The organism is Achromobacter sp. RW408 (assembly GCF_003184165.1).
In the GTDB taxonomy this organism is placed as follows: Bacteria; Pseudomonadota; Gammaproteobacteria; order Burkholderiales; family Burkholderiaceae_B; genus Achromobacter; species Achromobacter xylosoxidans.
This window is the reverse complement of sequence record NZ_QHHO01000049.1, coordinates 2,122,656-2,145,638: the sequence shown is the minus strand read 5'-3', so window position 1 is coordinate 2,145,638 and position 22,983 is coordinate 2,122,656. Positions and strand designations below refer to the sequence as shown.

The following is a 22,983-nucleotide window of genomic DNA, read 5'->3' as shown; positions in this document are numbered from 1 at the left end:
TGAACAGCGTCGACACTGTCGAACCTAGCGGAATACACGCTGAATTGCCGAAAACAGCAACGCCAGTGCAGCAACCAGCGCCAGCCCCCAGTAATACTCAATCCCTGCAAGAATGGATGCCTGTTGGCTGAGTTGGCTCGCCTGTTGTGCAAATGCCATCCCCTGAGCTGCGATGCCGTCCTGAAAAGTGGAAAAGTACTGGGTGAGCTGCTGCGTTTGTGCCTGGAAGACAGGATCACCGTTGCTTAGCCGAACATTGAGGTTGCCGTACTGCACACTGTTGCGCCATTGCAGGGTCAGCGTCGCAATGCTGATCCCAGCGGCGATGAAAACTTGGCTCGCCATGTTTTTGACCTGCTGAGCCTGCATGAATAGTGCATCGTCGTCACCAAACTCGCGAAAGGCCTCCATAGCGACGGTGGACATTACGAGAGAGGTGAAGCACCCGCTCAAGGCCAGGGCCGGGAAAATATGCGTCCACAAATCGGCCCCCGGCGCAATGGAGGAAAACAGCCAGCCAAAGACGGCCAATGCCAGAAAGCCTGCGACAAAATACTTCTTGGGCGATGGATATTTCGACCGGACTGCCATTGCCGCCACGATCGTCACAATGGCGAAGCACAGGCTGACGGACTGCACCAAACCGATAGCTTCCCAGGGGTAGCCCAGCCCCGTCTGAAGAAACTGTGGCAGGACGTAGCTGTTGGCACCAATCAGGAGAAAGGAGAAACAGAAGAGCGCCATACCCGCGAAGTAACGTGCACCAACGAGCTTGCGCACGCTCAACAGCGGCCGCTGTTGTCGCCGTTCATACCACAGGTAGAGTGAGAGAAATGTAAGAGCCAGCAGGAAAGTCGTAAGGACGATTCCCCTTGCACTATAGAAGACGTAGTTCGATCTCTGGATGGTGTAGAGCAGTAAGAATGCGGCGACACCCAGGAAGAAAATGGCAGCGGAGTTTCCGCCAGTCCATTGCGCTCGAGGCCCGGCAGAAGCCGGAAACCCGAGCACCACCAGCAGTGCAACAATGCCTGCGATGATCAAAAGTCCCCAGAAGATCGCCTTCCATTGGTCGTGCGTCACTGCCAACGAGGCGGCGAAAGGTGCCGCTGCAGTGCCCGTAGAGACTGCGATCGCAAAGACGGTAATGCCGATCACACGCTCCTTCCCAAATGGAATGAGGTTGACCAGAACACGACCGCTAGTAAAGAAAGTCGCACCGCCCGCTGCCATCACCATCCGGCCTGCAGCAAAGGAATACAAGTCCCTGCTTGCGATGCATAACCCAGCACCGGCGATATAGACGGCGATGGTTCCCATCAGATAGAGCCGCCACCCGAATCGTTGGGTAAATCGGTGCACCTGCGAGATGGCGAGCACGGCAACGGTCGCGTACAGCATGGTCACTACGCTGTACTCCTCCGGGCTTGCCTGGATTTCGCCGCGTATCGGCGTCGATGCAAACGCGACCATGCCCACTTCTAGGAACTGCAGCCCACACATCAAGGCGACGATTGACAACAGGACAGCGTGGCGGCGCATGGCGATTTTGTGCCTATCGCCGCACGACGGCGCCAGCGCTGCCTTCGTTGGCCCGGATCACCGACTCCACAAGCACGTTGGCATCCTTGAGTTCCTGCCCGAAAACCGTGGTTTCATAGCCAGAACCAGGGGAAACTCCCTGGCGGATGGCCAGGCCGGAACGATCGCTGGTGTCGACGGTTGCTCGCATCGACAGTCCCAGGCGTAAGGGACGCTCGGCCACTTCCGCCGCATCTAATACGATCCTAACTGGAACGCGTTGCGTGACCTTGATCCAATTGCCGGTCGCATTTTGGGCCGGCAGCAGTGAAAAGGCGCTGCCAGTGCCAGCCTCCAGGCCGAGCACCTTGCCATGATAGGTGACCTTTGGTCCATAGACGTCGGCAGTCAATGCCACCGGCTGTCCGATACGAATGTTCTGCAGTTGAGACTCCTTGAAGTTGGCATCCACCCATAGGATTTTCAGTGGAACAATGGACATCAGCGCCGTTCCCGCACTGATGCGCTGGCCCACCTGTACTGTGCGCTTGGCAACTGTGCCGTCGATCGGTGCCAGGATCGATGTACGCACGCGCGCGACATATGCATCGCGCAGATCAGCGGCTGCAGCCAGCACATCTTGGTGCGTCCGTACCTCCGTGCCATCGATCATTGCGACGCGTTGAGCCAACAGGTAGCGTGCGGAGTCCACAGCAGCGTTTGCAGCTTGGGAGGAGCGACCGGCGTGGTTGAATTCTTCCTTCGAGACGGCCCCGTGGAGCACTAGTTTTTCCCGTCGCGCCAGATCCGCATTGGACTTGGCCGCATCGGTCATCTTCTGTGAAACTTCCGCCTTTTGCTGCTCGACCTGCAGGAACTGGGAGCGCGCATTACGCGTGGCCTTAGCCAAGGCCACCTTGGCACGTTCGAGCTGAATCTCCTCGTCCACAGGATTGAGTCGGACCAACTCCATCCCGGCCGTCACATGATCCGTGTTGTCGGCACCAATCCCGATAACCGTCCCACTGATCTGGGCCGTGACTTGGATGATATTGCCGTTGACGTACGCGTCATCGGTCGATTCCGAGTCCGCAGCCATCAAAAAAAAGGTCAGACCTACTACCATCAAAAGCAGAAGGACGACGAGCATTGCTCGGTGGCGAAAGCCACCAAACATGCCTGTGTTTTCCTTCGGGATGGTGTTCTTTGTGTCGAGAGACGGAGCGGAAATAGGGCTATCCGCGCTCATGAAACGCCTCCATCAGGCACACGACCTTCGAGGCCGATTTCTACAGAAAATGGCCTCGAACAACTGTTCGCGCGCACGAACTAGCAGCCACTGGAGGGGGATCAATTGTCCAGTGCCCCCTGAAGAGCGACGGCAATTTCGGCGCCTTCCTTGGTGGCCCAACTACCCACCAATTCCGCGATCAATTGGTTCGTGCTGGTCAACGTGGCACCGGCCTTGTCCATGCGGCGCAGCGCCATCTCGTCGGCCAATTGACTCGGCGAGCCGCCAGCATCCGCAACCACTTGAACTTCATACCCGGCACGAACCAAAGTTAGCACTGGATAGACCGTACACACATCGTTCGTGACACCGGCCACAATGAATTTCCGGCGCTCTGTGCCGAAAACAGCCTTGGAGAAGCGCTCGTCCTCCATGGCATTGACGATGCCCGCGCGCTGGACCCGACTGGCGAACTCCTTCGGCAAGATCGTCTCCAGTTCCGCCAGCAACGGCCCTTGTGCGTGATCTTCCATACTGCTTGTCAGTATGGTCGGAATCTTCAGCGTCTTGGCCGTCTTGGCCAGCAGAATCGCATTGCGCTTGAGTGCGTCAAAGGGGATCGACTTCACCCAACCCATAGTCCCAACCTGATGGTCAATCAAGAGCATCGCGACATCGCTTGCTTTGAACAATTCAGTACTCATTGCATATTTCCCTAAGTGTTGGCGTCCAGTTGAAGCTCTTTCGCGGTAAAGATGTGTAACAGCCTTGCGTTCAACTCGACTTCTATTGGCGATCTCTTGTTCCCGGAAAGAAACCTCCCTCTGAAGAGGAAGCAGCTCATGATCACCAGAAGCACCAGTTGTGTAAATATTCCAGAAGGGATTTAAGTATTCCATTCATGGAGCAATCGGAAGTGAGGGATACGAGTCCCGCGACTCTTCTGCGGCCTGGACTTTGCTCACGGTAGGGTCGTCTTTCAGACACTCCTTCATCGCATGGATGTGTGGAAAGCTCTGCAGCTTTTCCGGTAGCTCGCATTGGGCCAGCGGATCCATGGAACGGCATAGCAAAAGGGCAAAGGCATCGATGATCGTTCGTCGGTTTCCCGGACGAAGAGCCAGTCTTCCAGTTGCGGCTCCAGCAAGGCCAGGCCTGGGCTGCGCCGGTTTCAAAGACACCTTGTTAAGGTGTGAAATGAAATTCGAGTTGGTTTATGACCCTGTCTCGATTTCACGTACAGCAAGAAGTTGATAACTTCCATGGCACGGAGAATCGGGATGAAAAATGGCAGGCTGCCTAAGAGGCAGTACACAGATTAATTTAAGGGCGAAGCCGTCAGGCTTGGAGCCCGGCGGGTGGCCACGAAGCAGCACGCCGCCTGGGCGTGCCGGTGGTGACGTTGGGCAACTGGTGTAGGCGCGGCAGCGCATTGAGTGATGGGGCTAGCGCAGTTGTACCTGCGCTCCGCCTTGTCAGCGAGTTGGAGGCTGAGAACAGCCGCCTGCGCAGGGAACTGGCCGAAGCGAAGCTGGATGTAGAAATCCTGCGAAAAGCGACGACGCACTTCGCCAGAGGGTGCGATGAAGCACGGCTGGATCGACGAGCATCGCGATCAGTACACCGTCAGCCGGCCGTGCCGCGTGCTGGCCGTGTCGCGCCGCGACCAAGCGAGTCGTCTAAGCTACGGACGTGCGCGAATCGCGCAGAACCTGCGGCAAGACGGTCAGATCGTCAGTGCAGAGCGGGTTCGCAAGAGTTTGTGCCAAGGCCTGCGGCCGGTGTACAGAAGGCCCTTCGTGGTACCACCGACTCTGCGTACCGACTGCCGGTGGCTCCCAGTCTGCTGGATCGACGCTTCGATGGCTGGCAACCCGATCAGGCCCGGGCAGCGGACATCACGTACATGCCCACAGGTGAGGGCTGGTTGTACGTGGCGGCGGTGATGCACCTGGCTGGCCGGCGCATCGTGGACTGGTCGATGTCCGAGGCCATTGATGCCACCCAGGTGTGCACAGCCTTGAAATCGGCGTGGTGGCAGCGCAAGCCAACCAAGGCGTTGCTGGTAAATAGTGATCGCGGGCCGCAGTATGCGAGTGGGCAGTACCGGGCGTTGACAGCCGATCTGGGCATCACGATGTCCATGAGCAGGAAGGCCGCTGTCATTCCTACGATTTTCAACTGCTCGATGGCTGATCGAACAAGAATCCAGCGACGTTCGCAATGCAAGCGCCATCAAGGGCGTATGCCAACGTGGCACTCATTTGAGCTCGTCGGCAACGAACATCGCTGCACCGTGTCTGGCCAAGGCCATTGTCGGCGCGTTGGTATTGCCGCTGATGATTCTGGGCATGATGGACGCGTCGATCACCCGAAGATTATCCACGCCCCTGACGCGCAAACGCGCATCAACTACAGCACGGTCGTCGCCTCCCATGCGGCACGTACCGACGGGATGCCACATGGTGCCGGTGATGCCTTTTGCCCATTTGGCCAATTGTGCGTCGGTCTGGTTCTCAATACCGGGGTCAGCCTCTTCCTCGACGACGCCGGCCAGCGCCTTCTGTTTCATGACTTCACGCGTCGCGCGGATCGCCTGAACGACCTCCTGGATATCTTGGCTATCCGCCAGATAATTCGGATTGATAAGAGGCATGGACATTGGATCGCCGTCAGCCAACCGTACCCAGCCACGACTGCGCGGCTGAAGCAAAACTAGTTCCAAGGTGATACCAGAACGATTGCCGGTGGGAACGAGCCCGCCGTGGGCAATGACTGGCGTGTGATAACACTGGATCGTAGGCGGCGCAGTGAAATCAGCAGGATTCCAATACGACACAGTCTCGATGCCGTTGCCGGCGGCCGGTCCTTCCCTGGTGACCAGATAGCGCAGCCCTACCTTGATCGCACCGAACCCATGAGCGGCGGCCTGATAGCCCAGCGCCCCTTTGACATAGGCGCGCACCGGGAAGGTTGAATGATCATGGAGATGCTCACCCACATCCGGTGAATCCACCTTCACTTCGATTCCATGTTGCTTGAGCTGTTCAGCGGCGCCGATCCCAGAGTGCATCAAGATTTTCGGGGACTGAACCGCGCCCGCACTGAGAATGACACGATCCGAAAGAATTTTTTTCACGGAATCCCCGGAAAAAAACTCCACTCCCAGCGCCCGTCCGTTTTCGACAAGCACTCTAGTAATCGTCTTATGGGTCAGTAGGCTAATGCGGCCAGATTTTATATGATTACGCAAAAAAGCATCGACCGCACTGCAACGAACATTTGTATTGATTGTCGCTTGAACGGGACAAACCCCGATCTGGGATTTCCCATTATAATCAGGATTATAGGGAAGACCATACTCCAGAAATGCATCGACGCAGTACTGGTTAAGTGCATTTATTCTTCTCGGGATCTGGACTTTCAATCCACCATCGTCGCCATGATATTCGTTATGAATATCTTTGTTGTCTTCCTGTGCGATGAAATGGGGCAGCAGGTCCTTGTATGACCAACTTCCCGTGTCGCCAACAGCAATTTGCCACGCATCGTAATCACGTGCCTGCCCGCGCACGTAGGCCATGGCGTTGATCGACGAACCGCCACCTAGAACTTTACCCATGCGATAATGACGCCGAGTTCCGAACAACGGGATCGTTTCATATTTCCAGACGTGGAGGTCATACGCCAGTATTTTGGCGAAACCGGCAGGAATATGGATCAAGGGATCGGTATCCATCCCTCCAGCTTCCAAGAGAGCAATGGACGCAGATGAGTTTTCGGCAATATAGGCCGCCACGGTACATCCCGCCGCACCCGCGCCAACGATCACGACGTCATATTTTTCGGAGTTCATTTATTTACCCCTGATTATCCGATTTCTTTTCTAAATCAACTCATGCAGCCGAGCGGTGCAGCACTTCTTGCACGGTGGGATCCTGCTCCATTTGGGTGCAGAGGCGGGCGATGCCCGGATAGTCTTTCCACGTTTTCTGCAGCTTACCGGTCCACCGAGCCATGACGTAGGCGTACGCGTCCGCAGCGCTGCGGCGGTCACGATAGACATGGCTACCCGGACCGATCAGGCGGTCGAGGTGCTGCATTACGCGGTCGATGCGGTCGTGCGATGCAGCGCGGACGTGGTCTAGCGCCTGCTGCGAGTGGTCGGTCGTGAAGCGCTCGGGCGTGAAGAAGGGCCAGAACGCGGGGTGGAAATCGCCGGTCAAGAAGGCCATGGTCTCGCCAAACTCGAAGCGGCCCGGCGCATTGTCGTCTGGGCCGAGTCGCGCGTGTGGATGGAGTTCCGCGATGTACGCCAGGATCGCATCGGCCTGGGTCATGGCGCGGGTGCCACCGATGTCCAGCGCCGGCACCATGGCCAGCGGGTTGACGCGCCGGAACGTCTCCGAGGCGTAGTCGGCTCTCTCGACCTCGAAGTCTGCGCCTGCCCATTTCAGAGCGATCCAGCAAGCGACGGCACAAGTGCCGGGTGCGTAATAGAGCTTCATGAGGTCGTTCTCCAGATGTCCGTGCCTGCATCTAGGCTTGTGAGGCCCGCAGGGCCTGATCCATGACTTTACGATCTGGCTGCCTTCCGGCGTCGACCAGTCGCCCACCAAATCGGCCAGCAGTTGGTTGGTGCCCAACAGCGTGGCGTCCTCGCGTTCAATGACAGATCGTTGGCTGTCTTATCCGGTGAACCGCCAGCATCGGCGACGACCAATACTTCGTAGCCTTGTTCGAGCAGAGCCAACACGGGGTACACCGAGCAGACGTCGTTCGTGATGCCCGGATGATGAGGGTCTTGCGGCCTGTCTTCTGGACTGCTGCGGCGAACCTCTCGTCATGCATGGCGTTGACGATGCCTGCCCGCCGGATGCGGGATTGGGATTCGTCAAGCAGGATCTCTTCGAGTTCGCCCAACAGCGCCCCCTGGGCACGGCCTTCCATGCTCGATGCAGGACCACAGGCGGCCCCACAATCCTTGAGGTTCTGGCCAGCATAAATATGTTGCGCTTCATCTCCTCCAAGGGCATCGATTGCACCCAGATCATCGTGTCGACCTTATGGCCGATGAGCAGGACGGCGGCGTTGCGCCAGGTAGCGCGTTCCTCTGCCATTGGGCTCTCCTTGATTCGCGGCGGTGCACACTGCGTCCGCCGTTTCACGGTACCACTATCCACCAGACCATATTTGTCGTATATATAAAAAAACACATGGAAAAAATGGATTGAGAATGCCATTTTTTGATCAATGCAAGCAGATCATCTGAGAGACATGAGCTTGTTTGTCGAGGTGGCGCGTGCTATGAGTTTTCGTCGCGCCGCCCAGGCGCTCGGTATGCCGAGTTCTACCCTCTCGCGCCGGATCCTCGCACTGGAACGGGCCATCGGTCTGCGCCTGCTACATCGCTCCACACGCCAGATCGAGCTCACGGAAGCGGGCCAGATCTATTTCGAGCGCAGCCAGCGGATCGTCGAGGAAGCGCGGCTGGCGCACGAACAACTTGGCGAAATCGTCTCGCAGCCGCAGGGCGTGCTGCGGGTCTCGCTGCCCGTGGACTTCGCCATCATGTTCCTGGCGCGTTGCCTGCCGGAGTTCGGCCGCCGCTACCCTAGCATCCAATTTGAGTTCGACTTGACACCGCGCCGGGTCGACCTCGTCGCTGAGCCGTTCGACGTGGCAATTCGGATGGGCCAGTTGCCCGATTCACACCTTATCGGGCGCAAGATCGCGGAGGTACCGCGTTTACTCTATGCGTCGCAAGACTATCTCGACGTCCACGGCGAACCGAAGGTGCCGGACGACCTGTCCCAGCATCAGTGTCTGCTGTTCCCCAACGAGTTGAGTTGGACGCTTCGACAAGACGCGGTGGTGCGCGAGGTTCCTGTAGACGGCAGGTTTCGCCTCAACAACGTCGGCATGATGCAGCGCCTGGCGATGGAAGGGCTCGGGATCGCCATGCTTGCAAAGGAAGGCGCGCTGATGGCAATGGCCGAAGATAGCCATAGCCTGCAGCCAGTTTTACCCGAATGGCGCCCCATTCCCATTGCTGTGCATGCGATCACCGAGACCCGTCTGCTGCCAGCGAAGACTCAGCGCTTCATTGAGTACCTGAAAGAGCAACTGACCTACGCAACATAGGTCGCCGCAAGTTTCGCCGCACTTCGATGTTGTGGAGCAACGATGCTGATCGATCAGTAAGGTTCATCGAAAAGTATTTTCTGAATTGTCTCGGAGCGGTTCAGACACGTCTTCCTCGACTGAGGATCTTATTTAGTGTTCATGCGGCACATCACGCACGGATTCGAGATGCGTCTTAGAGGGTGTAGACGAAATTAATCGGCCTGAAGATTGCTGCGATGTTGCCATCAAATAGGAGTTGGCGATGGCAAAGCAAGGGCAGTTGATCGATTTCGCTTTGAGAGGGCGGATGGTGGATGTGTCCGCATCGTCAACTCGGCTTCGGCGGTGGCACCTTGCTCGCCCCTCCCTTCCTAAATCCCCGATCGCCCGCGATGAACGCCTCAAGCATGTGCGGGATCAGCGTCACGGCATCGACGGCCTCGCCATACGCCTGCGCGTGCAGCGCGGCGTAGTGGTCGAGGTCGGCTTTCAGGCTGGCTGGGCAGGCGAAGGTTAACTTCGTGGATTCGGTTTTCGGGAGCGGCCCGAGCCGCAGCTTGCGCGTCGTCATCGTGAAGTCCCCTTGTTGAAGAACAACGGCTGGTAGGGCCGCAGCACCAGATCCCGGTTGGCGATGATGCGAACCGGCAGGCCCGGCCGCTCGGTCAGCGTCGGCTGGATGTTCATGTTGCGCCGGGTCATCTCCTGCCCGACCTGATTGATGCTGTCCTGCGCGCTGTCGCGCCCGGCGATGATGATGCGGTCGCCATCCTGGCGGTTCTCGGGCGCGGCCAACTCGGCTCCGACGCCCAGCAACGTGGTCAACGCTGCGCCAGCGAAGATGCGGCCCCAGTGGTAGTCCACGTCGTCTTCCAGCCCGGCATAGCCGGCCGGGTCGGCTCCGACCAGGTTGTCGAGCGTGAGCGAAGACGTGTCGGGCAGGATGATCCGGTTCCACACCACCTGCACGCGGCTTTGTCCGTAGCTGACCTGGCTGTTGTAGCGGCCCAGGATGCGTGAACCCTGCGGGATCAGCAGAAAGCGCCCGGTGGCCGTGTCATAGACCGGCTCCGTCACCGTGGCGATCACATCGCCCGGCAAATCCGACTTGATGCCCGTCACCAGCGCACCGGCGATCACCGTCCCGGCCATCACCTGATACGGCGAAGCCGGCAGGGTCAGATTGCCGGAATTACGGGTTTCCGTGGTACCGGCTTTCTGGAACGCCTCTTTCTGGTCTTGCCGGTTCTGTACCGCCGTCGGGTCGGCAGGCTGCGCTGCCGTCGAGGCTGGCCCGGCCGCCATCGGGTCGAACGCCGCATTGGCGGCGAAGCCCGGCGCGGCGCCGGCCTGCGACTGCGCCACCGGCGCGGCCTTCTGCGTGCCAGAGCGAAAGAACACCGATGAACCCGCAGCCGCTTCGGCTTCCTTGCGCAGGGCATCGTTCGGGTCGTGGCCGGGGGCCGCATAGGCGGCCGTCACCGGCTGCTGCGTCTTCACGATGGCCGGGCCGAGATCGCCCGGCAGCGGCGGCCCCAGCTCGGGCACCTTGGGCGGCAAGGCCGGCGGCAGTTTGGAGTAGTCCGCTGGCAACGCATCCAGCCCTTCGGACTTGGAGACGCGATCGACGTTGTAAAGCTCGGTCTGCTCGCCAGCGCCCCGCCGCTGCGGTTGCAGCGACCACATCAGCGCGCCGAGCACGGCGACCGACAGGACGCCAGCGAGGATGGCCAGCGTGCGCCGGTTCAAGCGCGTGACCGGGCGCGGCTGGGCGCGCAGCGCCACCGCTTCGGGTGCGATCTTGCCCGCCGCCTGCGGCGCGGTGAGATCGGGAGTGTCGTCCTGGCTCATGGTCAGTTCCTCCGCGCCACGCCGTCAGTGCGCTCGATCCGCACCACGTCACCACCATCGCCACCCAGGCGCAGTTCGGCCGCACCAAAGAGTCGATCCACGATGTAGTACGGCGAACGGAAGCGGTAGTTGACGAGCTGGCCGTCACCCTGCGCGCCGATGACGAACAGCGGCGGCAGTTCGCCTTGGGCGATACCCGGCGGGAACTGGATATAGACCTTCTCGCCATCATCGAAGGCCCGCTGCGGCTTCCACGGCGGATTGCTGCCGCTGATCGCGTAGCGGAAGCGGATCTTCTCCAACGCCAAGCCGGTATCGACCGGTGCGGCTGTCTGTGCGGCCTGCGACTGGCGTTGCAAGGCCAGCATCCGGTCTTTCGGGTAGTCCCAGGACACCGAGGCCATCCAAGCCTTTTCCGTCGAGGTCAGTTCCAGCAGGTACGTCCGCCGGCTGGTGGTGATGACCAGATTGGTTTTCAGGCCCGAGCGGGTGGGCTTGACCAGCACATTGACGCGCAGCGCCTCGCCGCTGCCGCTGGACGTGTCACCGACGATCCAGCGCACGGTATCGCCAGCGGCGACCGTCACCAGTTCCTCGCCGGGCTGGAGCGAAACCACGGTGACGCGCCCCGGCGCGGCATAGACTTGATACAACGCGCCGTCGCTATACGGCCACACCTGAATCGCGTTGACGTAGCCCTCTCGGGTCGGCGCGATGCGCGCTTCTGCATTGGCGCGCGAGACGCGCACCTTCTCGTCGGTCGGCTCCGGCACGGTCGCTGCCTCGTCCAGCTCCGGTAGCGGCTTCAACTGCGCCGGCAGCGCCAGCGGCTCGGGCACGGCGACGACTTCCACCGGCTTGGGCGGTTCGGGTAGCGGCTGCGCCTGCACCGGCTCATCGAGCGAGATGGTCGGCGGCGGCTTGCCCTGCGAGGCGCAGCCCAGCAATGACGACGTGGTAGCCGCGAGCGTCAATGCCAAAGCGTAAAAGCGGAAAGGCACGTTCATGGTTTGGCTCCTTCGGAAGAATCCAGTTCGCGGCTCCACGACAGGCCGTTGACGTAGATACCCAGCGGGTTCTTGCGCAGGCGCTGTTCGGTGCGCGGGGTTTGCAGGACGATCGACACCACGGCGTTCCAGCGCTCGGTGCCAGCGGGTGCGCCATTGACGAACCGCTGTTCCGTCCAACGGACGTTGAACGAGGCATCGCTGGCGCGCGTGACGCTGGTGATCTGCACCGTCACCGATTCGCGGCCGACGCGGGCGAACGGATCGTTCTTGCTCGCGTAGTCGTTGAGCACGGCCGCGCCCTTGTCGGTGGTGTAGTCGTAGGCATCGAGCCAGTTCTGCCGCACCACGATGGGGTCGATGGACAGCGAGCGCACAAGCGTCACGAAGCGCGCCAGGTGATGCGCGATCTGCGCATCGGCAGGCCGATACGGCGTGGCGGCCTCACCGACGGTGCGCACTTGGCCGGATTGATCGACTTCGATCACGTAGGGGGTCACGATGGACTGCGCCGAGCGCCACACCAAGCCACCGGCCATCAGCAAGGCCAGCACCAGGCAGCCGAAGGCCATCAGCCGCCAGTTCTTCGCCTGTACGCGCGCCGAGCCGATACGCTCGTCCCACACCTGGGCGGCGGCTTGATATGGAGTGGCAGGCTGCGGCGTATCGGCATAGCGCACCTGCTGTCGTTTGAATCGCATGGTCAGTTCTCCTTGTGAATCGCTTTAGTCGTCGGAGCTACGCAGGCTCGGGCCTTGCCCGGAGCCGCCACCATCGCCCCCGCGCAGCGTGTGGGCGGCAGTGGTCGCGGCATGGGTGATCTGCTGGCGGCGGTGCATCCGCTTCGCCCATGCGGGTTGCTCGTGCTTCTGCGAGCTGGCGGCGTCGGATGCGGCTTCGCCTGCGGCCGCTTGGCCGGAGCCAGTCGCACCCGACGCCCCGCCGCCTCCGGCCTCTGTGCCGTTCCATCCAGCACGGAAGGCGCCGGTCATCTTCTGCGCGGCACCGGAAGCTCCGGATGCGGCGCTGCGCCCGGCAGCCTGCGCACCGGTCTTGGCGACATTGCCCAAGCCGGCCATCGCGCCCTTGGCGCCGCCGCCCGCAGCGGCGGAACCGGCCTGGAACGCCGAGCGTGCGCTACCGGCCGCCGAGGTGGCGGCACGCGCACCGGCGCCGGCCAGCTTGGCGGCCGCCGGTGCCATGCGTGCTCCAGCCATGACCGCACCGCCCACGCCGGTCGCGGCAGCACCGATGGCAACGGCCGTACCGGCGGCGCCAATGGCAGCACCGGCCATCGCGCCGGCGCCGAGCTGCGGCGCACCGGACACCAGGCCGGTGGCGATGCCCGGCCCATAGATGCCCAGCGCCAGCAGCGCGAGCGAGGCCAGCATCACGACAAGGGCGTGGTCGATGGAGGGTTCGGCGGGATGAACCTGAAACTCCGCGAACAGGCCCGAGCCGATGCCGACGATGACGGCCAGCACCAAGACCTTGATGCCCGACGACACCACATTGCCGAGAACCTTTTCGGCGAGAAACGAGGTCTTGTTCCAAAGCGCGAACGGCACCAGCACGAAGCCCGCGAGCGTGGTCAGCTTGAACTCGATCAGCGTGATGAAAAGCTGGATCGCCAGCACGAAGAAACACAGGATGACGGTGAGCCAGGCGAGGAACATCACTACGACGGGGTCGATGTTCACAAAGACTTCGGGGAAGCCCGCCATGTCGCCGATCTGCTCCAGAATCGGTGCGCCCGCGTCGATGCCGGTCTTGGCCAGCCGCCCCGGTTGCAGGAAGTTCTCCATCGTCATGGCCGAGCCGGTGGCCGTCAGGCCCAGCCCGGCGAACGAGCGGAACACGATGCCCGCTAGCCAGTTGAAGTTGCCGATGATGTAGGCGAAGGCACCGACGTAGAGCACCTTGCGCAGCAGCTTGGCGATCACGTCCTCGCCCTGGCCGGTGGCGTGGCTCATCGCCCAATACAGGCCGGCGATGGTCATGTCGATGACGATCAGCGTGGCCGTCAGGAACGCCACTTCGCCTTGCAGCAAGCCGAACCCGGAGTCGATGTAGCGCGAGAAGGTATCGAGGAAGCGGTCGATGATGGTCACGTCGTTCATGGCGTGTCCTCTCCAATGAGTTCATCGAAGCTCGCCGGAATCGGCGGCAGCTCGGCCAGCGTCCGGTATTCATCCGGCCCGGCCTGGCCGGAGAAGAAGCGCCGCCGGAAGGCGTCGGCGGCGGCGCGGCAGTCGTCGTCACCCACGCACTGCCGGTCGGCCGCGCACTGCGCACGCAACGGCTTGAGCCGCACGGGATCGACTGTCAAAGCGTCGGCCAGGTTCTCAACCGACTGCTGGCCGCACGCGGTCAGCAGCAGGGCCAGCAGCGAAACCGGCAAGACGGGAGCGCATCGCATGGCCGTCTCCCGTCAGTTGTTGTAGAAATTGACAGACTGCGGCGTGTACGGCGTGCCGCTGCCGAGGAAGCGCCGCCGCACTTCGCGGGCGCGCTCGGTGGCCGCCGCCTGCCGCGCTAGTTCCAGCGACGCGGCGCGGTCTTGCGTGATCTGGAGCTGCTGGGACTGGATGGACTGCTTGGCCTGCAAGGCCAGAAGCTGGTTGGTTGCCTGCTGCGCCTGCAAGGCGCCGGTGGCAGATTGGCTCTGGCTAACCAGATCGGCCAGCGCGCCTTCGTCTTGGGCCAGGTTCTGCGACACCTGCGCCTGCATCCGCATCGCGGTATGCAAGCCATCGAGCGTATTCTTCCAGCGTTCGCGGGCGTCCTGCGCCATGCGGTCGCCGCTGATGGTCGCGGCGTACTGCTCCGGGTACAGACGGGCAAACGTGGCATCCATGCTCTGCACGTCGTAGGCCAGTCCCTGCGCCTCGGCGATCAGGCGTTCGGTGGTGGCGAGCGTGGAGCGCAGCCGGTTAACGATATTGAAATCGAGGCTCGCCAGATTGCGGGCCTGGTTTATCAACATCTGCGCCTCGTTTTGCAGTTGATTGATCTGGTTGTTGATCTGCTCCATCGTGCGGATTGCTGTCAGCGTGTTCTGCACAAGGTTGGCGGGGTCGATGAACGTGAGCGCCGATGCGGGCTGCGCGGTCAGCAGCGTCACCGACAGCACGGCGGCCAGGGATACGGAAAGAGCACGGGTCTTCATGGAGAAACCTCCAGCGGTTGAGAAGCGAGGAAAGAAGCCGCCGGTGAGGACGGCAGCAGGTCGGCGGCCCAATCGAGGCCGCGATGGCGCAGCCACGCACCGGCGAAGCCGGGAGCGCCGGCCTGCGCCAGAACGCGATCCATGTCGCGTTGGTCTTGCGGTGTGGAAGCGCCCGCGAAGGCGAGCGCGGCCGGCCCCAGGTCGAGGTCGAACAGGCGATTGCCGAGACGCGATTGGTAGTAGTAGTCGCGCTTGGGCTGGGCGGTGGCGACGATTTCGATCTGCCGGCTGTTGAGGCCGAAGCCCTCGTAGATCGTGCGAATCTGCGGTTCGGTCGCCTGCGGGTTGGGCAAGAAAATCCGACTCGGGCAGCTCTCGATAATCGCTGGCGCAATGCTCGAATCCTTGATGTCGGCGAGCGACTGCGTGGCGAAGATCACCGACACGTTTTTCTTGCGCAGCGTCTTCAACCATTGGCGAATGCGAGCGGCAAAAGACGGCTCATCGAGGAACAGCCACGCCTCATCGAGAATCAGCAGCGTGGGCGCACCGTCGAAACGTTCATCGAAGCGGGCGAACAGGTAGCGCAGCACCGCTTGCACGGCGGCGGGGCTGTGCATCAGTTCTTCCATCTCGAAGCCCTGCACGTCACCGAAGCCGAGACGATCGGTGTCCGCGTCCAGCAGCTTGCCGTGCGCGCCACCGAGCACATAGGGCGCAAGTGCCTGCCGTAGCGCGTTCGATTGCAGCAGCACGGAAAGGCCGGTGAGCGTGCGTTGCTCCACCGGCGCACCGGCCAGGCTGCCCAGCGCCGACCAGATGGCCGCCTTCTCGTCCGGGCCGACCGTCACGCCTTCGTGCAGCAGGCGGCCTTCCACCCATTCCCCCGCCCAGGAGCGATAGCTTTCCCGGTCGATCCGCGCGAGCGGCTGGAAGGCAATGCCACCGTCGGCACCCAAGTCGTAGTGCTCACCGCCCAGGCCCAGGATGGTGGCGCGCATCGAGCCGCCCATATCGAAGGCGAACACGCGCGAGCCGCGATAGCGGCGGAATTGCTGCACCAGAATGGCAAGCAACACCGACTTGCCCATGCCGGTCGGGCCGGCGACCAGCGTGTGCCCCACGTCGCCGATGTGCGTCACCAAGCGAAACGGCGTGGCGCCATCGGTGCGGGTGACGATCAGCGGTGGGCCGTCCAGGTGGTCGTTCTTCTCCGGCCCGGCCCATACGGCGGACAGCGGCATCATGTGCGCCAGGTTCAGCGTCGAGACGATGGGCTGGCGCACGTTGGCGTAGGCATTGCCGGGGATGGACGACAGCCAGGCATCGACCGCATTGAGGGTTTCGGGGATGGTGACGAACCCCCGGCCCTGGATGACGCGCTCCACCATGCGCAGCTTCTCGTCGGCCGCGGCCGGATCGGCATCGAGCACCGTCACCGTGGCAGTGAAGTGACCGAAGGCCACCTGATCACTGCCCAGTTCCTGCAAGGCGGCATCGGCGTCGGCCGCCTTGTTGTTGGCGTCGGTATCGACCAGCGGGCTTTCCTGCTGGAAGATCGTTTCGCGCAACAGCGCGATGACGTTCTTGCGCTTGGCGAACCACTGGCGGCGCAGGCGGCCGAGTTCCTTTTCTGCTTCGGCTTTGTCCAGGCAGAGAAAGCGCGTGCTCCAGCGGTAGGCGAAGCCCAGGCGGTTGAGGTCGTCCAACAGACCCGGCCAGGTCGAGGTCGGAAAGCCCCGCACCGACACCACGCGCAGGTGCTGGTCGCCCAGCATCGGTGCCAGGCCGCCGACCAGCGCGGAGTCGGCCAGTAGCGCGTCGATATGGAACGGCACCTCCGGCACGCCCACCGGATAGCGCCGCGTGGACACCGTGGCGTGCAGGTAGGTCAGCGTCTGGGCGTCATCGAGCCAGGCGATTTCGGGCATCACGCCATCGAGCAGGTCGAAGACACGATCGGTTTCCGCCACGAAGGCATCGAGCCGGCCGCGCCAGTCCACGCCGTCGCCCGTCGAGTTCTCATAGAGCAACTTGGCCGCGCGGGCGCGCGATTCCTCCGGCGGCAGGTAAGCCAGCGTCAGGTGATAGCCGCTCTCGAAGTGGTGGCCCGATTCCTCGAAGGCGGCACGGCGTTCCTCATCGACCAGCCACGACAGCGGCTCGGGAAAGTCGGAGTGTGGGTAGTCCGCCGCCGACCGGCGCTCGGCTTCGATGAACAAGGCCCAGCCCGAACCCAGACGGCGCAGCGCGTTGTTGAGCCGCGCCGATGTGGCGATCAACTCGCCTTGCGTGGCGCTGTCCAGATCAGGCCCGCGAAAGCGCGCCGTGCGCTGGAAACTGCCGTCTTTGTTCAAGACGATGCCCGGCGCGATCAGCCCGGCCCACGGAAGCCAGTCGGCGAGCAAGGCCGGGCGCTGGCGGTATTCGGCAAGGTTCAGCATGGCGGCGTCCCCCTACACGTCCAGCAGCGGTTTGTGCTTGATGTGCCGGGCGAAGACCTGCATGAACTGCGGATCGACGCGCGCGCCCCAGACCGCCAGCGAATGGCCGACGATCCAGAGCACCGCACCGGGAATCCACAGTTGCAGGCCCAGCCCGACGGCGGCGGCCAGCGTGCCGTTGGCGATCGCCACGGTGCGTGGCGCGCCGCCCAGCAGGATCGGCTCGGTCAGTGAGCGATGCAGCGGGATCTCGAAGCCGGGCGCGAAGCCCGGCGCTCCTTCGTTGGCGGTGCTCATACGACGGCCCCGCCGGAGAACGAGAAGAACGACAGGAAGAACGAGGACGCGGCGAACGCGATGGACAGGCCGAACACGATCTGGATCAGCTTGCGGAAGCCGCCGCTGGTATCGCCGAAGGCCAGCGCCAGGCCGGTGGAAATGATGATGATGACCGCGACGATGCGTGCCACCGGCCCCTGGATGGATTCGAGGATGGAGGTCAGCGGGCCTTCCCAGGGCATGCTGGAACCGGCGGCCTGCGCGGTGCCAGCCGTCATCAGCATGACGGCGGCCAGTAGCAGGCCGTGCTGCGCCGGCGCGGCCAGGCGCCGCATACGCGCGAAGGCCGAAGCCGGATTTACGGAAATGCGGAAAGCATGAATGTGCATCTGCGTCATGGCAGTTCTCCAGAGGGTTCAGGGGACGGGGAAGGAACTGGCGGCAGCTCGGGAAACGGCGTTTCCAGCGCATCCGCCATGCGATAGCCCACGCCGTCGAAGCCGACGACGCGTGCGATGCTTTCGACGTGGCGCTTGCGGCCACGCCCGGCGATGTGGATGACGACGTTGATGGCCTCGGCGATCAACGCGCGCGGCGGATTCACCGCCACTTCGAGAATCAGTTGCTCCAGGCGCAGCAGCGCGCCCAAGGCGGAACCGGCGTGAATCGTGGCGATGCCGCCGGGGTGGCCGGTGCCCCACACCTTGATGAGATCCAGCGCTTCGCCGCCGCGCACCTCGCCGACGATCACGCGATCAGGGCGCAGGCGCATCGTGGCGCGCACCAGCTCCTGCATCGACACGACGCCGGCGCGCGTGCGCAGCGGCACATGGTCGCGGGCGGCGCATTGCAGCTCGATAGTGTCTTCGAGCACGAGCACGCGATCACCAGTAGCGGCGATCTCTGCAAGCAAGGCGTTGGCCAGCGTGGTCTTGCCGGTACTGGTGCCGCCGGCGATCAGGATGTTCTGCCGCTCGCGCACGGCGCGGCGCAGGAAGTCCGCCTGCCCAGCTGTCAGGATGCCGTCGGCCACATAGCGATCCAGGCCGATGATGCTCACGGCCCGCTTGCGCAGCGCGAAGGCTGGCCCCGGTGCTGCGGGCGGCAAGATGCCCTCGAAACGCTCGCCCGTCTCGGGCAATTCGGCGGTCAAGAGCGGCTGGCCGCGATGCACTTCCGCGCCGACGTGGGCGGCGACAAGGCGGATGATGCGTTCGCCGTCGGCTTCGGGCAGTTCGACACCCAGTGGGATGCGGCCCGACGACAGCCGATCTACCCAGAGGGTGCGGTCGGGATTGAGCATGATTTCCACCACGTCCGAGTCTTCCAGCGCGGCGGCGATCAGCGGCCCCATTGCCGTGCGCAGCATCTGGATGCGGCGATCCTGTGAAGTGGTGGCCGACGAGCGTGGTTCGGGCGGGATCTGTGGAACGGCGCTCATGAGGCACGCTCCGCCGCACGTTCATGGGCTTCGGCCAGCGCCGCCGCGTCATCCATCCGCATCGGATCGGAATGCAGTTCTTCCACCACGTCGCGCACCAGGCTCCGGCCGCGCAGCAGGTGCCTGCCAAGCTGTTCGATGAACTGCTCGAAACGCGCCTTGCCGTGGGCACGGGCCGCGTCCTGATGCGCCTCGGGCACCGGCGTGCTGACCGTCAGGAAGTAGCGGATGAACAGCGCCAGCGTTTCGATCTGGATGTTCTGGTCGCGCTCCAGGCGCTCGGCCTGCCGCGACAGGCGATCCAGCCGCTTGGCAATGGCGGCCTCACGCTGGTCGCCCGCGTCCGGCGACAGCCAGGACGCCAGCGCCGCCGCGACGATGCTGGATTTCGAGACGCCTTTCTTGGCGGCCAGTTCTTCCAGCCGCTTGGCGTGCTCGTGCTGGATGAACAGGTTGAGGCGGTATTGGCTCATAAGTCGATTCCGTCGTTGGGGTCGAGAGAGGCCAGCCGCGCCGTGCGCTGCATGGCCGGGTCAAGCTGCCCTGGGAGCGGCAGCGGCAGCGGCAGGTCGTCGTCGTCATCGAGCAGCGCCAGGTCATAGGGCGCATCCAGCTCGGGGTCGTAGGCGACGGATTCGGAGAGTTCGGGTTGGCGGCGCGGGCCGCCGTCGTCGGTGCCGCCCAGTTCAGCGGCGGATGCCGTGGCTGATGCGGCGGGCACGGCGGGGATTGCCAGGCCGATCCAGTCGTCGGCGCGGGCCGGTGGCACGTCGGCGTACTGCCCGGCCACGAGCGCAGGCGGTGGCAGCACGCGCCGCTTGAAATTGGCGTCGGCGTAGTAGCGCAGCTTCTTCGCCTTGATCGGTGCCACACTGGACACCATCACCACCGATTCGTCGGGCGGTAGTTGCATGACTTCCCCGGGCGTCAGCAGCGGGCGGGCCGTCTCCTGGCGCGACACCATGAGGTGCCCCAGCCACGGGGCCAATCTGTGCCCGGCATAGTTGCGCTGCGCGCGCAGTTCGGTGGCCGTGCCGAGCGATTCGGAAATGCGCTTAGCGGTGCGTTCGTCGTTCGTGGCGAACGTCACGCGGACGTGGCAGTTATCCAGAATCGAATGGTTCTGGCCGTAGGCCTTGTCGATCTGGTTGAGCGACTGTGCGATCAGGAAGCTGCGGATGCCGTAGCCGGCCATGAAGGCCAGCGCCGTCTCGAAGAAGTCCAGGCGCCCCAGCGCCGGAAACTCATCGAGCATCAGCAGCAGCTTGTGCCGGCGCTCAATGCCGTCGCTGCCATCCGGCGATTCGGTGAGTCGTCGCCCGATCTGGTTGAGAATCAGCCGAATCAGCGGCTTGGTGCGGCTGATGTCCGAAGGCGGCACCACCAGATACAACGACACAGGGGATGCGGACGCGATCAGGTCAGCGATGCGCCAGTCGCAGCGCGAGGTGACTTCGGCCACCGTGGGGTCGCGGTACAGGCCGAGGAACGACATGGCCGTGGACAACACGCCCGAGCGTTCGTTGTCCGACTTGTTCAGCACTTCGCGGGCAGCGGATGCGACGACCGGGTGAGGTGCATCGCCCAGGTGCTTCGTCGTCATCATCCGATGCAAGGTCAGCTCGAACGGGCTGGCCGGGTCGGAGAGGAAATTGGCGACGCCGCGCAGGGTCTTGTCCTCGCCCGCATACAGCACATGCAGGATGGCCCCCACCAGTAGCGCATGGCTGGTCTTCTCCCAATGGCTGCGCTTCTCCAGCGCGCCTTCGGGGTCAACGAGAATGTCTGCGATGTTCTGCACGTCGCGCACTTCATGGGCGCTGCGCCGAACCTCCAACAGCGGGTTGTAGGCGGCCGACTTTGCATCGGTGGGGTTGAACAGCAGGCAATGCGAGAAGCGCGAACGCCAGCCAGCCGTGATCTGCCAGTTCTCGCCCTTGATGTCGTGAATGACGGCGGACGCTGGCCAGCTCAATAAGGTGGGCACCACCAGGCCAACACCTTTGCCTGAGCGCGTGGGCGCGAAGGTCAGGACGTGTTCCGGGCCTTCATGGCGCAGGTACTCGTTGCGATACTTGCCGAGAAAGACGCCGGCCGGCTGCGTCAGCCCGGCCTTGCGAATGTCGTCCGCTTCGGCCCAGCGCGCCGATCCGTAGGTGGTGACGAGCCGCGCTTGCCGCGAGCGCCACACCGACATGGCGATGGCGGCGACCACGGCCACCAAACCACTGCCGCCAGCGATGGCCCCACCGATGTCGAAGACATGTGGCGCATAGGCATCGAAGAAGAACCACCACTCGAACAGCCGCCAAGGGTGATAGACCGGCGTGCCGAAGAGGTCGAACCAAGGCGAGCCAAGGCGTAGTTGATAGCCCAGGGCGGCGGCTGTCCATTGCGTTGCACTCCATACGCCGGCGATCACGATGCCGAAGACGGCGGCGATCTGCCCGAACAGCACGCCCTGACCTTGCATGACTGGCCTCCGATTTCCCCTGTGCTGATTCCTCGTTCAAGCGCGGCACAAGGACGTGCCGCATGGCGTGAGGATCGGTGCCGGGTCGGTGCCGGTCAAAGACCGTTATCGGGAGAAAGGTCGAGTAATTGGAAAGAATTAGGGCTGCATCGCACCAAAGAAAAACGCCGCAAGCGAGGGCGCATTGCGGCGTGTCGAGCGGAAAAACGGAAGTTTCGTGGCGGATCGCCTATGGTCAGAACTTGGGAGGTTCCTTCGGCGGAGTGTAGGGTGTATTGCGGTCGCCATAGAAACGCTTGCGCGTGGCTTCGGCGACTCGGTTGCACAGCACATCGCCCAGGTTGGGGCGGTCCGTCTTGCATTGCTGGCGCAGTTCCTTGAGCCGCGCAGGATCGGATGCCAGTTCTTCGGCCGTGGGAACGTCCGTCTTCTCTGGCGTGTCAGTGGGGCCGCAGGCCGTCAGCACCGCAGCCAACAGGAACGGGATGGTCTTCTTCATGATTCGGGTTCCTCGGGGAAATCAGGGCCATCGCCCCGCATCGGCTTTGCGGCCTCGGGCGAGTCGATGGCCTGCACGCGGTCGATGAAACGAGTCAGCGTTTCCGATGGTTCGGCATCCAGGCGCAACAGATAGGTCGTCAGCAATGGCGCGCATCCCGCCAGCGGCCGCGCGACCACGCCCTGTTCGCGGCTGGCCGTGATGTGCGCAGCACCAGTCAGCCCCAGGGCGAAACCGGCCGATACTAGCGCCATCATCAGGTCGCAGGACGCCACCCGCTCCGCCACCAGCGGCTCCATGTCCACACGGCGCAGCAGGCGATCCACCTGCCGCGCATGGCCTTCGCACGCCTGCGGGTCGCACAGCACCAGCGGATAGCGAAGCAGTTCTTCCAACGGAATGCGTTTATGCGCCAGCAAGGGATGCCGCGCCGGCACCGCCACCAGCAGCGGATCGCCCCAGACGGGCGAGGCCACGATGCCGTCACCCACCTCGTCGGCGCGAGCGAATCCCACGTCGTATAGGTCGTCGTGCAGGCCCTTGATCTGTTGCGACAGTGGCACTTCGGTCAGGCGGATTTCCACTTCGGGTTCTTCCTGCCGGCACAGCGCAAGCAACGACGGCAGGCGCGACGGCGTGATGCCGTCGGACAGGGCGATGCGTAGCTGGGCGTGGAAGCCATTGGCCGCCGCCTTCACGCTGTCGCGCGCCTGCTGCAAGGCGGCGAAGACGCGCGGCACATGATCGAGAAACAGCTTGCCGGCACGGGTCAGCCGCGTACTACGCGTGGTGCGGGCGAACAGCACCACACCAAGTTCTTCTTCCAGGTCCTTGATGGCGCGCGACAGCGGCGACTGCTCGATGTGCAGCTTCTCGGCTGCGCGGGCGAAGTGCAGTTCTTCGGCAACGGCTAAGAAACAGCGAAGATGACGTAATTCCATA

21 protein-coding genes and 1 pseudogene are annotated in these 22,983 nt (G+C 62.9%); 2 read left to right on the top strand and 20 right to left on the bottom strand.

The features are described 5' to 3' along the window. Positions 1 to 24: 24 nt before the first annotated feature. The 3 genes from DK459_RS29320 to DK459_RS29310 form a co-directional block, all read right to left on the bottom strand. Positions 25 to 1,542 carry an MFS transporter gene (locus tag DK459_RS29320; RefSeq protein WP_070541784.1) on the bottom strand — a complete coding sequence of 506 codons (1,518 nt, stop codon included), beginning with the start codon at positions 1,540 to 1,542 and terminating at the stop codon, positions 25 to 27. A 13-nt stretch (positions 1,543 to 1,555) separates the two neighbouring features. Then, on the bottom strand, positions 1,556 to 2,770 hold the full coding sequence (locus DK459_RS29315; protein WP_070541781.1) for an HlyD family efflux transporter periplasmic adaptor subunit: 1,215 nt from the start codon (positions 2,768 to 2,770) through the stop codon (positions 1,556 to 1,558). Between the two features lie 101 nt (positions 2,771 to 2,871). Then, positions 2,872 to 3,456: an isochorismatase family protein gene (locus tag DK459_RS29310; RefSeq protein ID WP_070541779.1), complete on the bottom strand. Its 585-nt coding sequence runs from the start codon at positions 3,454 to 3,456 to the stop codon at positions 2,872 to 2,874. Positions 3,457 to 4,032: 576 nt separating this feature from the next. On the opposite strand from DK459_RS29310, the pseudogene DK459_RS31075 reads away from it, so the two are divergent. Further along, positions 4,033 to 4,910, top strand: a pseudogene (locus tag DK459_RS31075) (IS3 family transposase); the annotation flags it as partial. A 102-nt stretch (positions 4,911 to 5,012) separates the two neighbouring features. Here the strand turns inward: DK459_RS31075 and DK459_RS29300 are convergent. Both DK459_RS29300 and DK459_RS29295 read right to left on the bottom strand, forming a co-directional pair. After that, on the bottom strand, positions 5,013 to 6,608 hold the full coding sequence (locus DK459_RS29300) for a GMC family oxidoreductase (RefSeq protein ID WP_070541772.1): 1,596 nt from the start codon (positions 6,606 to 6,608) through the stop codon (positions 5,013 to 5,015). A 40-nt stretch (positions 6,609 to 6,648) separates the two neighbouring features. Continuing rightward, positions 6,649 to 7,260 carry a glutathione S-transferase family protein gene (locus DK459_RS29295; RefSeq protein WP_070541765.1) on the bottom strand — a complete coding sequence of 204 codons (612 nt, stop codon included), beginning with the start codon at positions 7,258 to 7,260 and terminating at the stop codon, positions 6,649 to 6,651. 769 nt (positions 7,261 to 8,029) lie between these two features. On the opposite strand from DK459_RS29295, the gene DK459_RS29285 reads away from it, so the two are divergent. Continuing rightward, on the top strand, positions 8,030 to 8,896 hold the full coding sequence (locus DK459_RS29285; RefSeq protein ID WP_233256875.1) for a LysR family transcriptional regulator: 867 nt from the start codon (positions 8,030 to 8,032) through the stop codon (positions 8,894 to 8,896). A gap of 310 nt (positions 8,897 to 9,206) precedes the next feature. Here DK459_RS29285 and DK459_RS29280 read toward each other — a convergent pair whose 3' ends face one another. The 15 genes from DK459_RS29280 to DK459_RS29210 all read right to left on the bottom strand — a co-directional run bounded on the left by DK459_RS29280 (position 9,207) and on the right by DK459_RS29210 (position 22,982). Further along, entirely contained in the window at positions 9,207 to 9,449 is a 243-nt protein-coding gene (locus DK459_RS29280) for a DUF2274 domain-containing protein (protein WP_070541756.1), read from the bottom strand. Continuing rightward, positions 9,446 to 10,729 (bottom strand): TrbI/VirB10 family protein, encoded by a 1,284-nt coding sequence (locus tag DK459_RS29275; RefSeq protein ID WP_070541754.1) that lies wholly within the window; start codon positions 10,727 to 10,729, stop codon positions 9,446 to 9,448. Before DK459_RS29275 ends, DK459_RS29280 begins: the two co-directional genes overlap by 4 nt. Positions 10,730 to 10,731: 2 nt before the next feature. Continuing rightward, positions 10,732 to 11,736, bottom strand: a complete 1,005-nt coding sequence (gene trbG, locus DK459_RS29270; protein ID WP_070541751.1) for a P-type conjugative transfer protein TrbG — start codon at positions 11,734 to 11,736, stop codon at positions 10,732 to 10,734. Beyond that, positions 11,733 to 12,437: a conjugal transfer protein TrbF gene (gene trbF, locus DK459_RS29265; protein WP_070541748.1), complete on the bottom strand. Its 705-nt coding sequence runs from the start codon at positions 12,435 to 12,437 to the stop codon at positions 11,733 to 11,735. The genes trbG and trbF overlap by 4 nt, the downstream gene beginning before the upstream one ends. Positions 12,438 to 12,461: 24 nt before the next feature. Beyond that, the gene (trbL, locus tag DK459_RS29260) at positions 12,462 to 13,856 is read right to left on the bottom strand and encodes a P-type conjugative transfer protein TrbL (protein ID WP_070541745.1); all 1,395 of its coding nucleotides are present in this window, start codon (positions 13,854 to 13,856) and stop codon (positions 12,462 to 12,464) included. Continuing rightward, positions 13,853 to 14,155, bottom strand: coding sequence for a hypothetical protein (locus tag DK459_RS29255; RefSeq protein WP_070541742.1), 303 nt, complete (start codon positions 14,153 to 14,155; stop codon positions 13,853 to 13,855). The genes trbL and DK459_RS29255 overlap by 4 nt, the downstream gene beginning before the upstream one ends. Positions 14,156 to 14,167: 12 nt before the next feature. Continuing rightward, on the bottom strand, positions 14,168 to 14,905 hold the full coding sequence (trbJ, locus tag DK459_RS29250; RefSeq protein ID WP_070541739.1) for a P-type conjugative transfer protein TrbJ: 738 nt from the start codon (positions 14,903 to 14,905) through the stop codon (positions 14,168 to 14,170). Then, on the bottom strand, positions 14,902 to 17,349 hold the full coding sequence (gene trbE, locus DK459_RS29245) for a conjugal transfer protein TrbE (protein WP_070541736.1): 2,448 nt from the start codon (positions 17,347 to 17,349) through the stop codon (positions 14,902 to 14,904). The genes trbJ and trbE overlap by 4 nt, the downstream gene beginning before the upstream one ends. Positions 17,350 to 17,361: 12 nt before the next feature. After that, positions 17,362 to 17,646, bottom strand: coding sequence for a VirB3 family type IV secretion system protein (locus DK459_RS29240; protein ID WP_070541733.1), 285 nt, complete (start codon positions 17,644 to 17,646; stop codon positions 17,362 to 17,364). Further along, complete coding sequence (locus DK459_RS29235; protein ID WP_070541731.1) at positions 17,643 to 18,026, bottom strand: TrbC/VirB2 family protein; 384 nt, start codon at positions 18,024 to 18,026, stop codon at positions 17,643 to 17,645. Before DK459_RS29235 ends, DK459_RS29240 begins: the two co-directional genes overlap by 4 nt. Beyond that, entirely contained in the window at positions 18,023 to 19,069 is a 1,047-nt protein-coding gene (gene trbB, locus DK459_RS29230) for a P-type conjugative transfer ATPase TrbB (protein WP_070541728.1), read from the bottom strand. Before trbB ends, DK459_RS29235 begins: the two co-directional genes overlap by 4 nt. Next, the gene (locus DK459_RS29225) at positions 19,066 to 19,542 is read right to left on the bottom strand and encodes a CopG family transcriptional regulator (protein ID WP_070541725.1); all 477 of its coding nucleotides are present in this window, start codon (positions 19,540 to 19,542) and stop codon (positions 19,066 to 19,068) included. The genes trbB and DK459_RS29225 overlap by 4 nt, the downstream gene beginning before the upstream one ends. After that, positions 19,539 to 21,542: a conjugal transfer protein TraG gene (locus tag DK459_RS29220; RefSeq protein WP_070541722.1), complete on the bottom strand. Its 2,004-nt coding sequence runs from the start codon at positions 21,540 to 21,542 to the stop codon at positions 19,539 to 19,541. The genes DK459_RS29225 and DK459_RS29220 overlap by 4 nt, the downstream gene beginning before the upstream one ends. A gap of 235 nt (positions 21,543 to 21,777) precedes the next feature. Next, on the bottom strand, positions 21,778 to 22,041 hold the full coding sequence (locus DK459_RS29215; RefSeq protein WP_070541719.1) for an entry exclusion lipoprotein TrbK: 264 nt from the start codon (positions 22,039 to 22,041) through the stop codon (positions 21,778 to 21,780). Then, on the bottom strand, positions 22,038 to 22,982 hold the full coding sequence (locus tag DK459_RS29210) for a LysR family transcriptional regulator (protein WP_070541716.1): 945 nt from the start codon (positions 22,980 to 22,982) through the stop codon (positions 22,038 to 22,040). The genes DK459_RS29215 and DK459_RS29210 overlap by 4 nt, the downstream gene beginning before the upstream one ends. Between the last annotated feature and the right edge of the window lies 1 nt (position 22,983).

What these genes read in the sequence shown, in the direction of transcription:
- DK459_RS29210 (WP_070541716.1), bottom strand. Translation starts at nt 22,982, where the DNA reads ATGGAATTACGTCATCTTCGCTGTTTCTTAGCCGTTGCCGAAGAACTG.
- DK459_RS29225 (WP_070541725.1), bottom strand. Translation starts at nt 19,542, where the DNA reads ATGAGCCAATACCGCCTCAACCTGTTCATCCAGCACGAGCACGCCAAG.
- trbF (WP_070541748.1), bottom strand. Translation starts at nt 12,437, where the DNA reads ATGCGATTCAAACGACAGCAGGTGCGCTATGCCGATACGCCGCAGCCT.
- DK459_RS29255 (WP_070541742.1), bottom strand. Translation starts at nt 14,155, where the DNA reads ATGCGATGCGCTCCCGTCTTGCCGGTTTCGCTGCTGGCCCTGCTGCTG.
- DK459_RS29300 (WP_070541772.1), bottom strand. Translation starts at nt 6,608, where the DNA reads ATGAACTCCGAAAAATATGACGTCGTGATCGTTGGCGCGGGTGCGGCG.
- DK459_RS29235 (WP_070541731.1), bottom strand. Translation starts at nt 18,026, where the DNA reads ATGACGCAGATGCACATTCATGCTTTCCGCATTTCCGTAAATCCGGCT.
- DK459_RS29220 (WP_070541722.1), bottom strand. Translation starts at nt 21,542, where the DNA reads ATGCAAGGTCAGGGCGTGCTGTTCGGGCAGATCGCCGCCGTCTTCGGC.
- DK459_RS29280 (WP_070541756.1), bottom strand. Translation starts at nt 9,449, where the DNA reads ATGACGACGCGCAAGCTGCGGCTCGGGCCGCTCCCGAAAACCGAATCC.
- DK459_RS29285 (WP_233256875.1), top strand. Translation starts at nt 8,030, where the DNA reads ATGAGCTTGTTTGTCGAGGTGGCGCGTGCTATGAGTTTTCGTCGCGCC.
- DK459_RS29240 (WP_070541733.1), bottom strand. Translation starts at nt 17,646, where the DNA reads ATGAGCACCGCCAACGAAGGAGCGCCGGGCTTCGCGCCCGGCTTCGAG.
- trbE (WP_070541736.1), bottom strand. Translation starts at nt 17,349, where the DNA reads ATGCTGAACCTTGCCGAATACCGCCAGCGCCCGGCCTTGCTCGCCGAC.
- DK459_RS29215 (WP_070541719.1), bottom strand. Translation starts at nt 22,041, where the DNA reads ATGAAGAAGACCATCCCGTTCCTGTTGGCTGCGGTGCTGACGGCCTGC.
- DK459_RS29310 (WP_070541779.1), bottom strand. Translation starts at nt 3,456, where the DNA reads ATGAGTACTGAATTGTTCAAAGCAAGCGATGTCGCGATGCTCTTGATT.
- DK459_RS29295 (WP_070541765.1), bottom strand. Translation starts at nt 7,260, where the DNA reads ATGAAGCTCTATTACGCACCCGGCACTTGTGCCGTCGCTTGCTGGATC.
- trbB (WP_070541728.1), bottom strand. Translation starts at nt 19,069, where the DNA reads ATGAGCGCCGTTCCACAGATCCCGCCCGAACCACGCTCGTCGGCCACC.
- trbJ (WP_070541739.1), bottom strand. Translation starts at nt 14,905, where the DNA reads ATGAAGACCCGTGCTCTTTCCGTATCCCTGGCCGCCGTGCTGTCGGTG.
- DK459_RS29275 (WP_070541754.1), bottom strand. Translation starts at nt 10,729, where the DNA reads ATGAGCCAGGACGACACTCCCGATCTCACCGCGCCGCAGGCGGCGGGC.
- trbG (WP_070541751.1), bottom strand. Translation starts at nt 11,736, where the DNA reads ATGAACGTGCCTTTCCGCTTTTACGCTTTGGCATTGACGCTCGCGGCT.
- DK459_RS29320 (WP_070541784.1), bottom strand. Translation starts at nt 1,542, where the DNA reads ATGCGCCGCCACGCTGTCCTGTTGTCAATCGTCGCCTTGATGTGTGGG.
- DK459_RS29315 (WP_070541781.1), bottom strand. Translation starts at nt 2,770, where the DNA reads ATGAGCGCGGATAGCCCTATTTCCGCTCCGTCTCTCGACACAAAGAAC.
- trbL (WP_070541745.1), bottom strand. Translation starts at nt 13,856, where the DNA reads ATGAACGACGTGACCATCATCGACCGCTTCCTCGATACCTTCTCGCGC.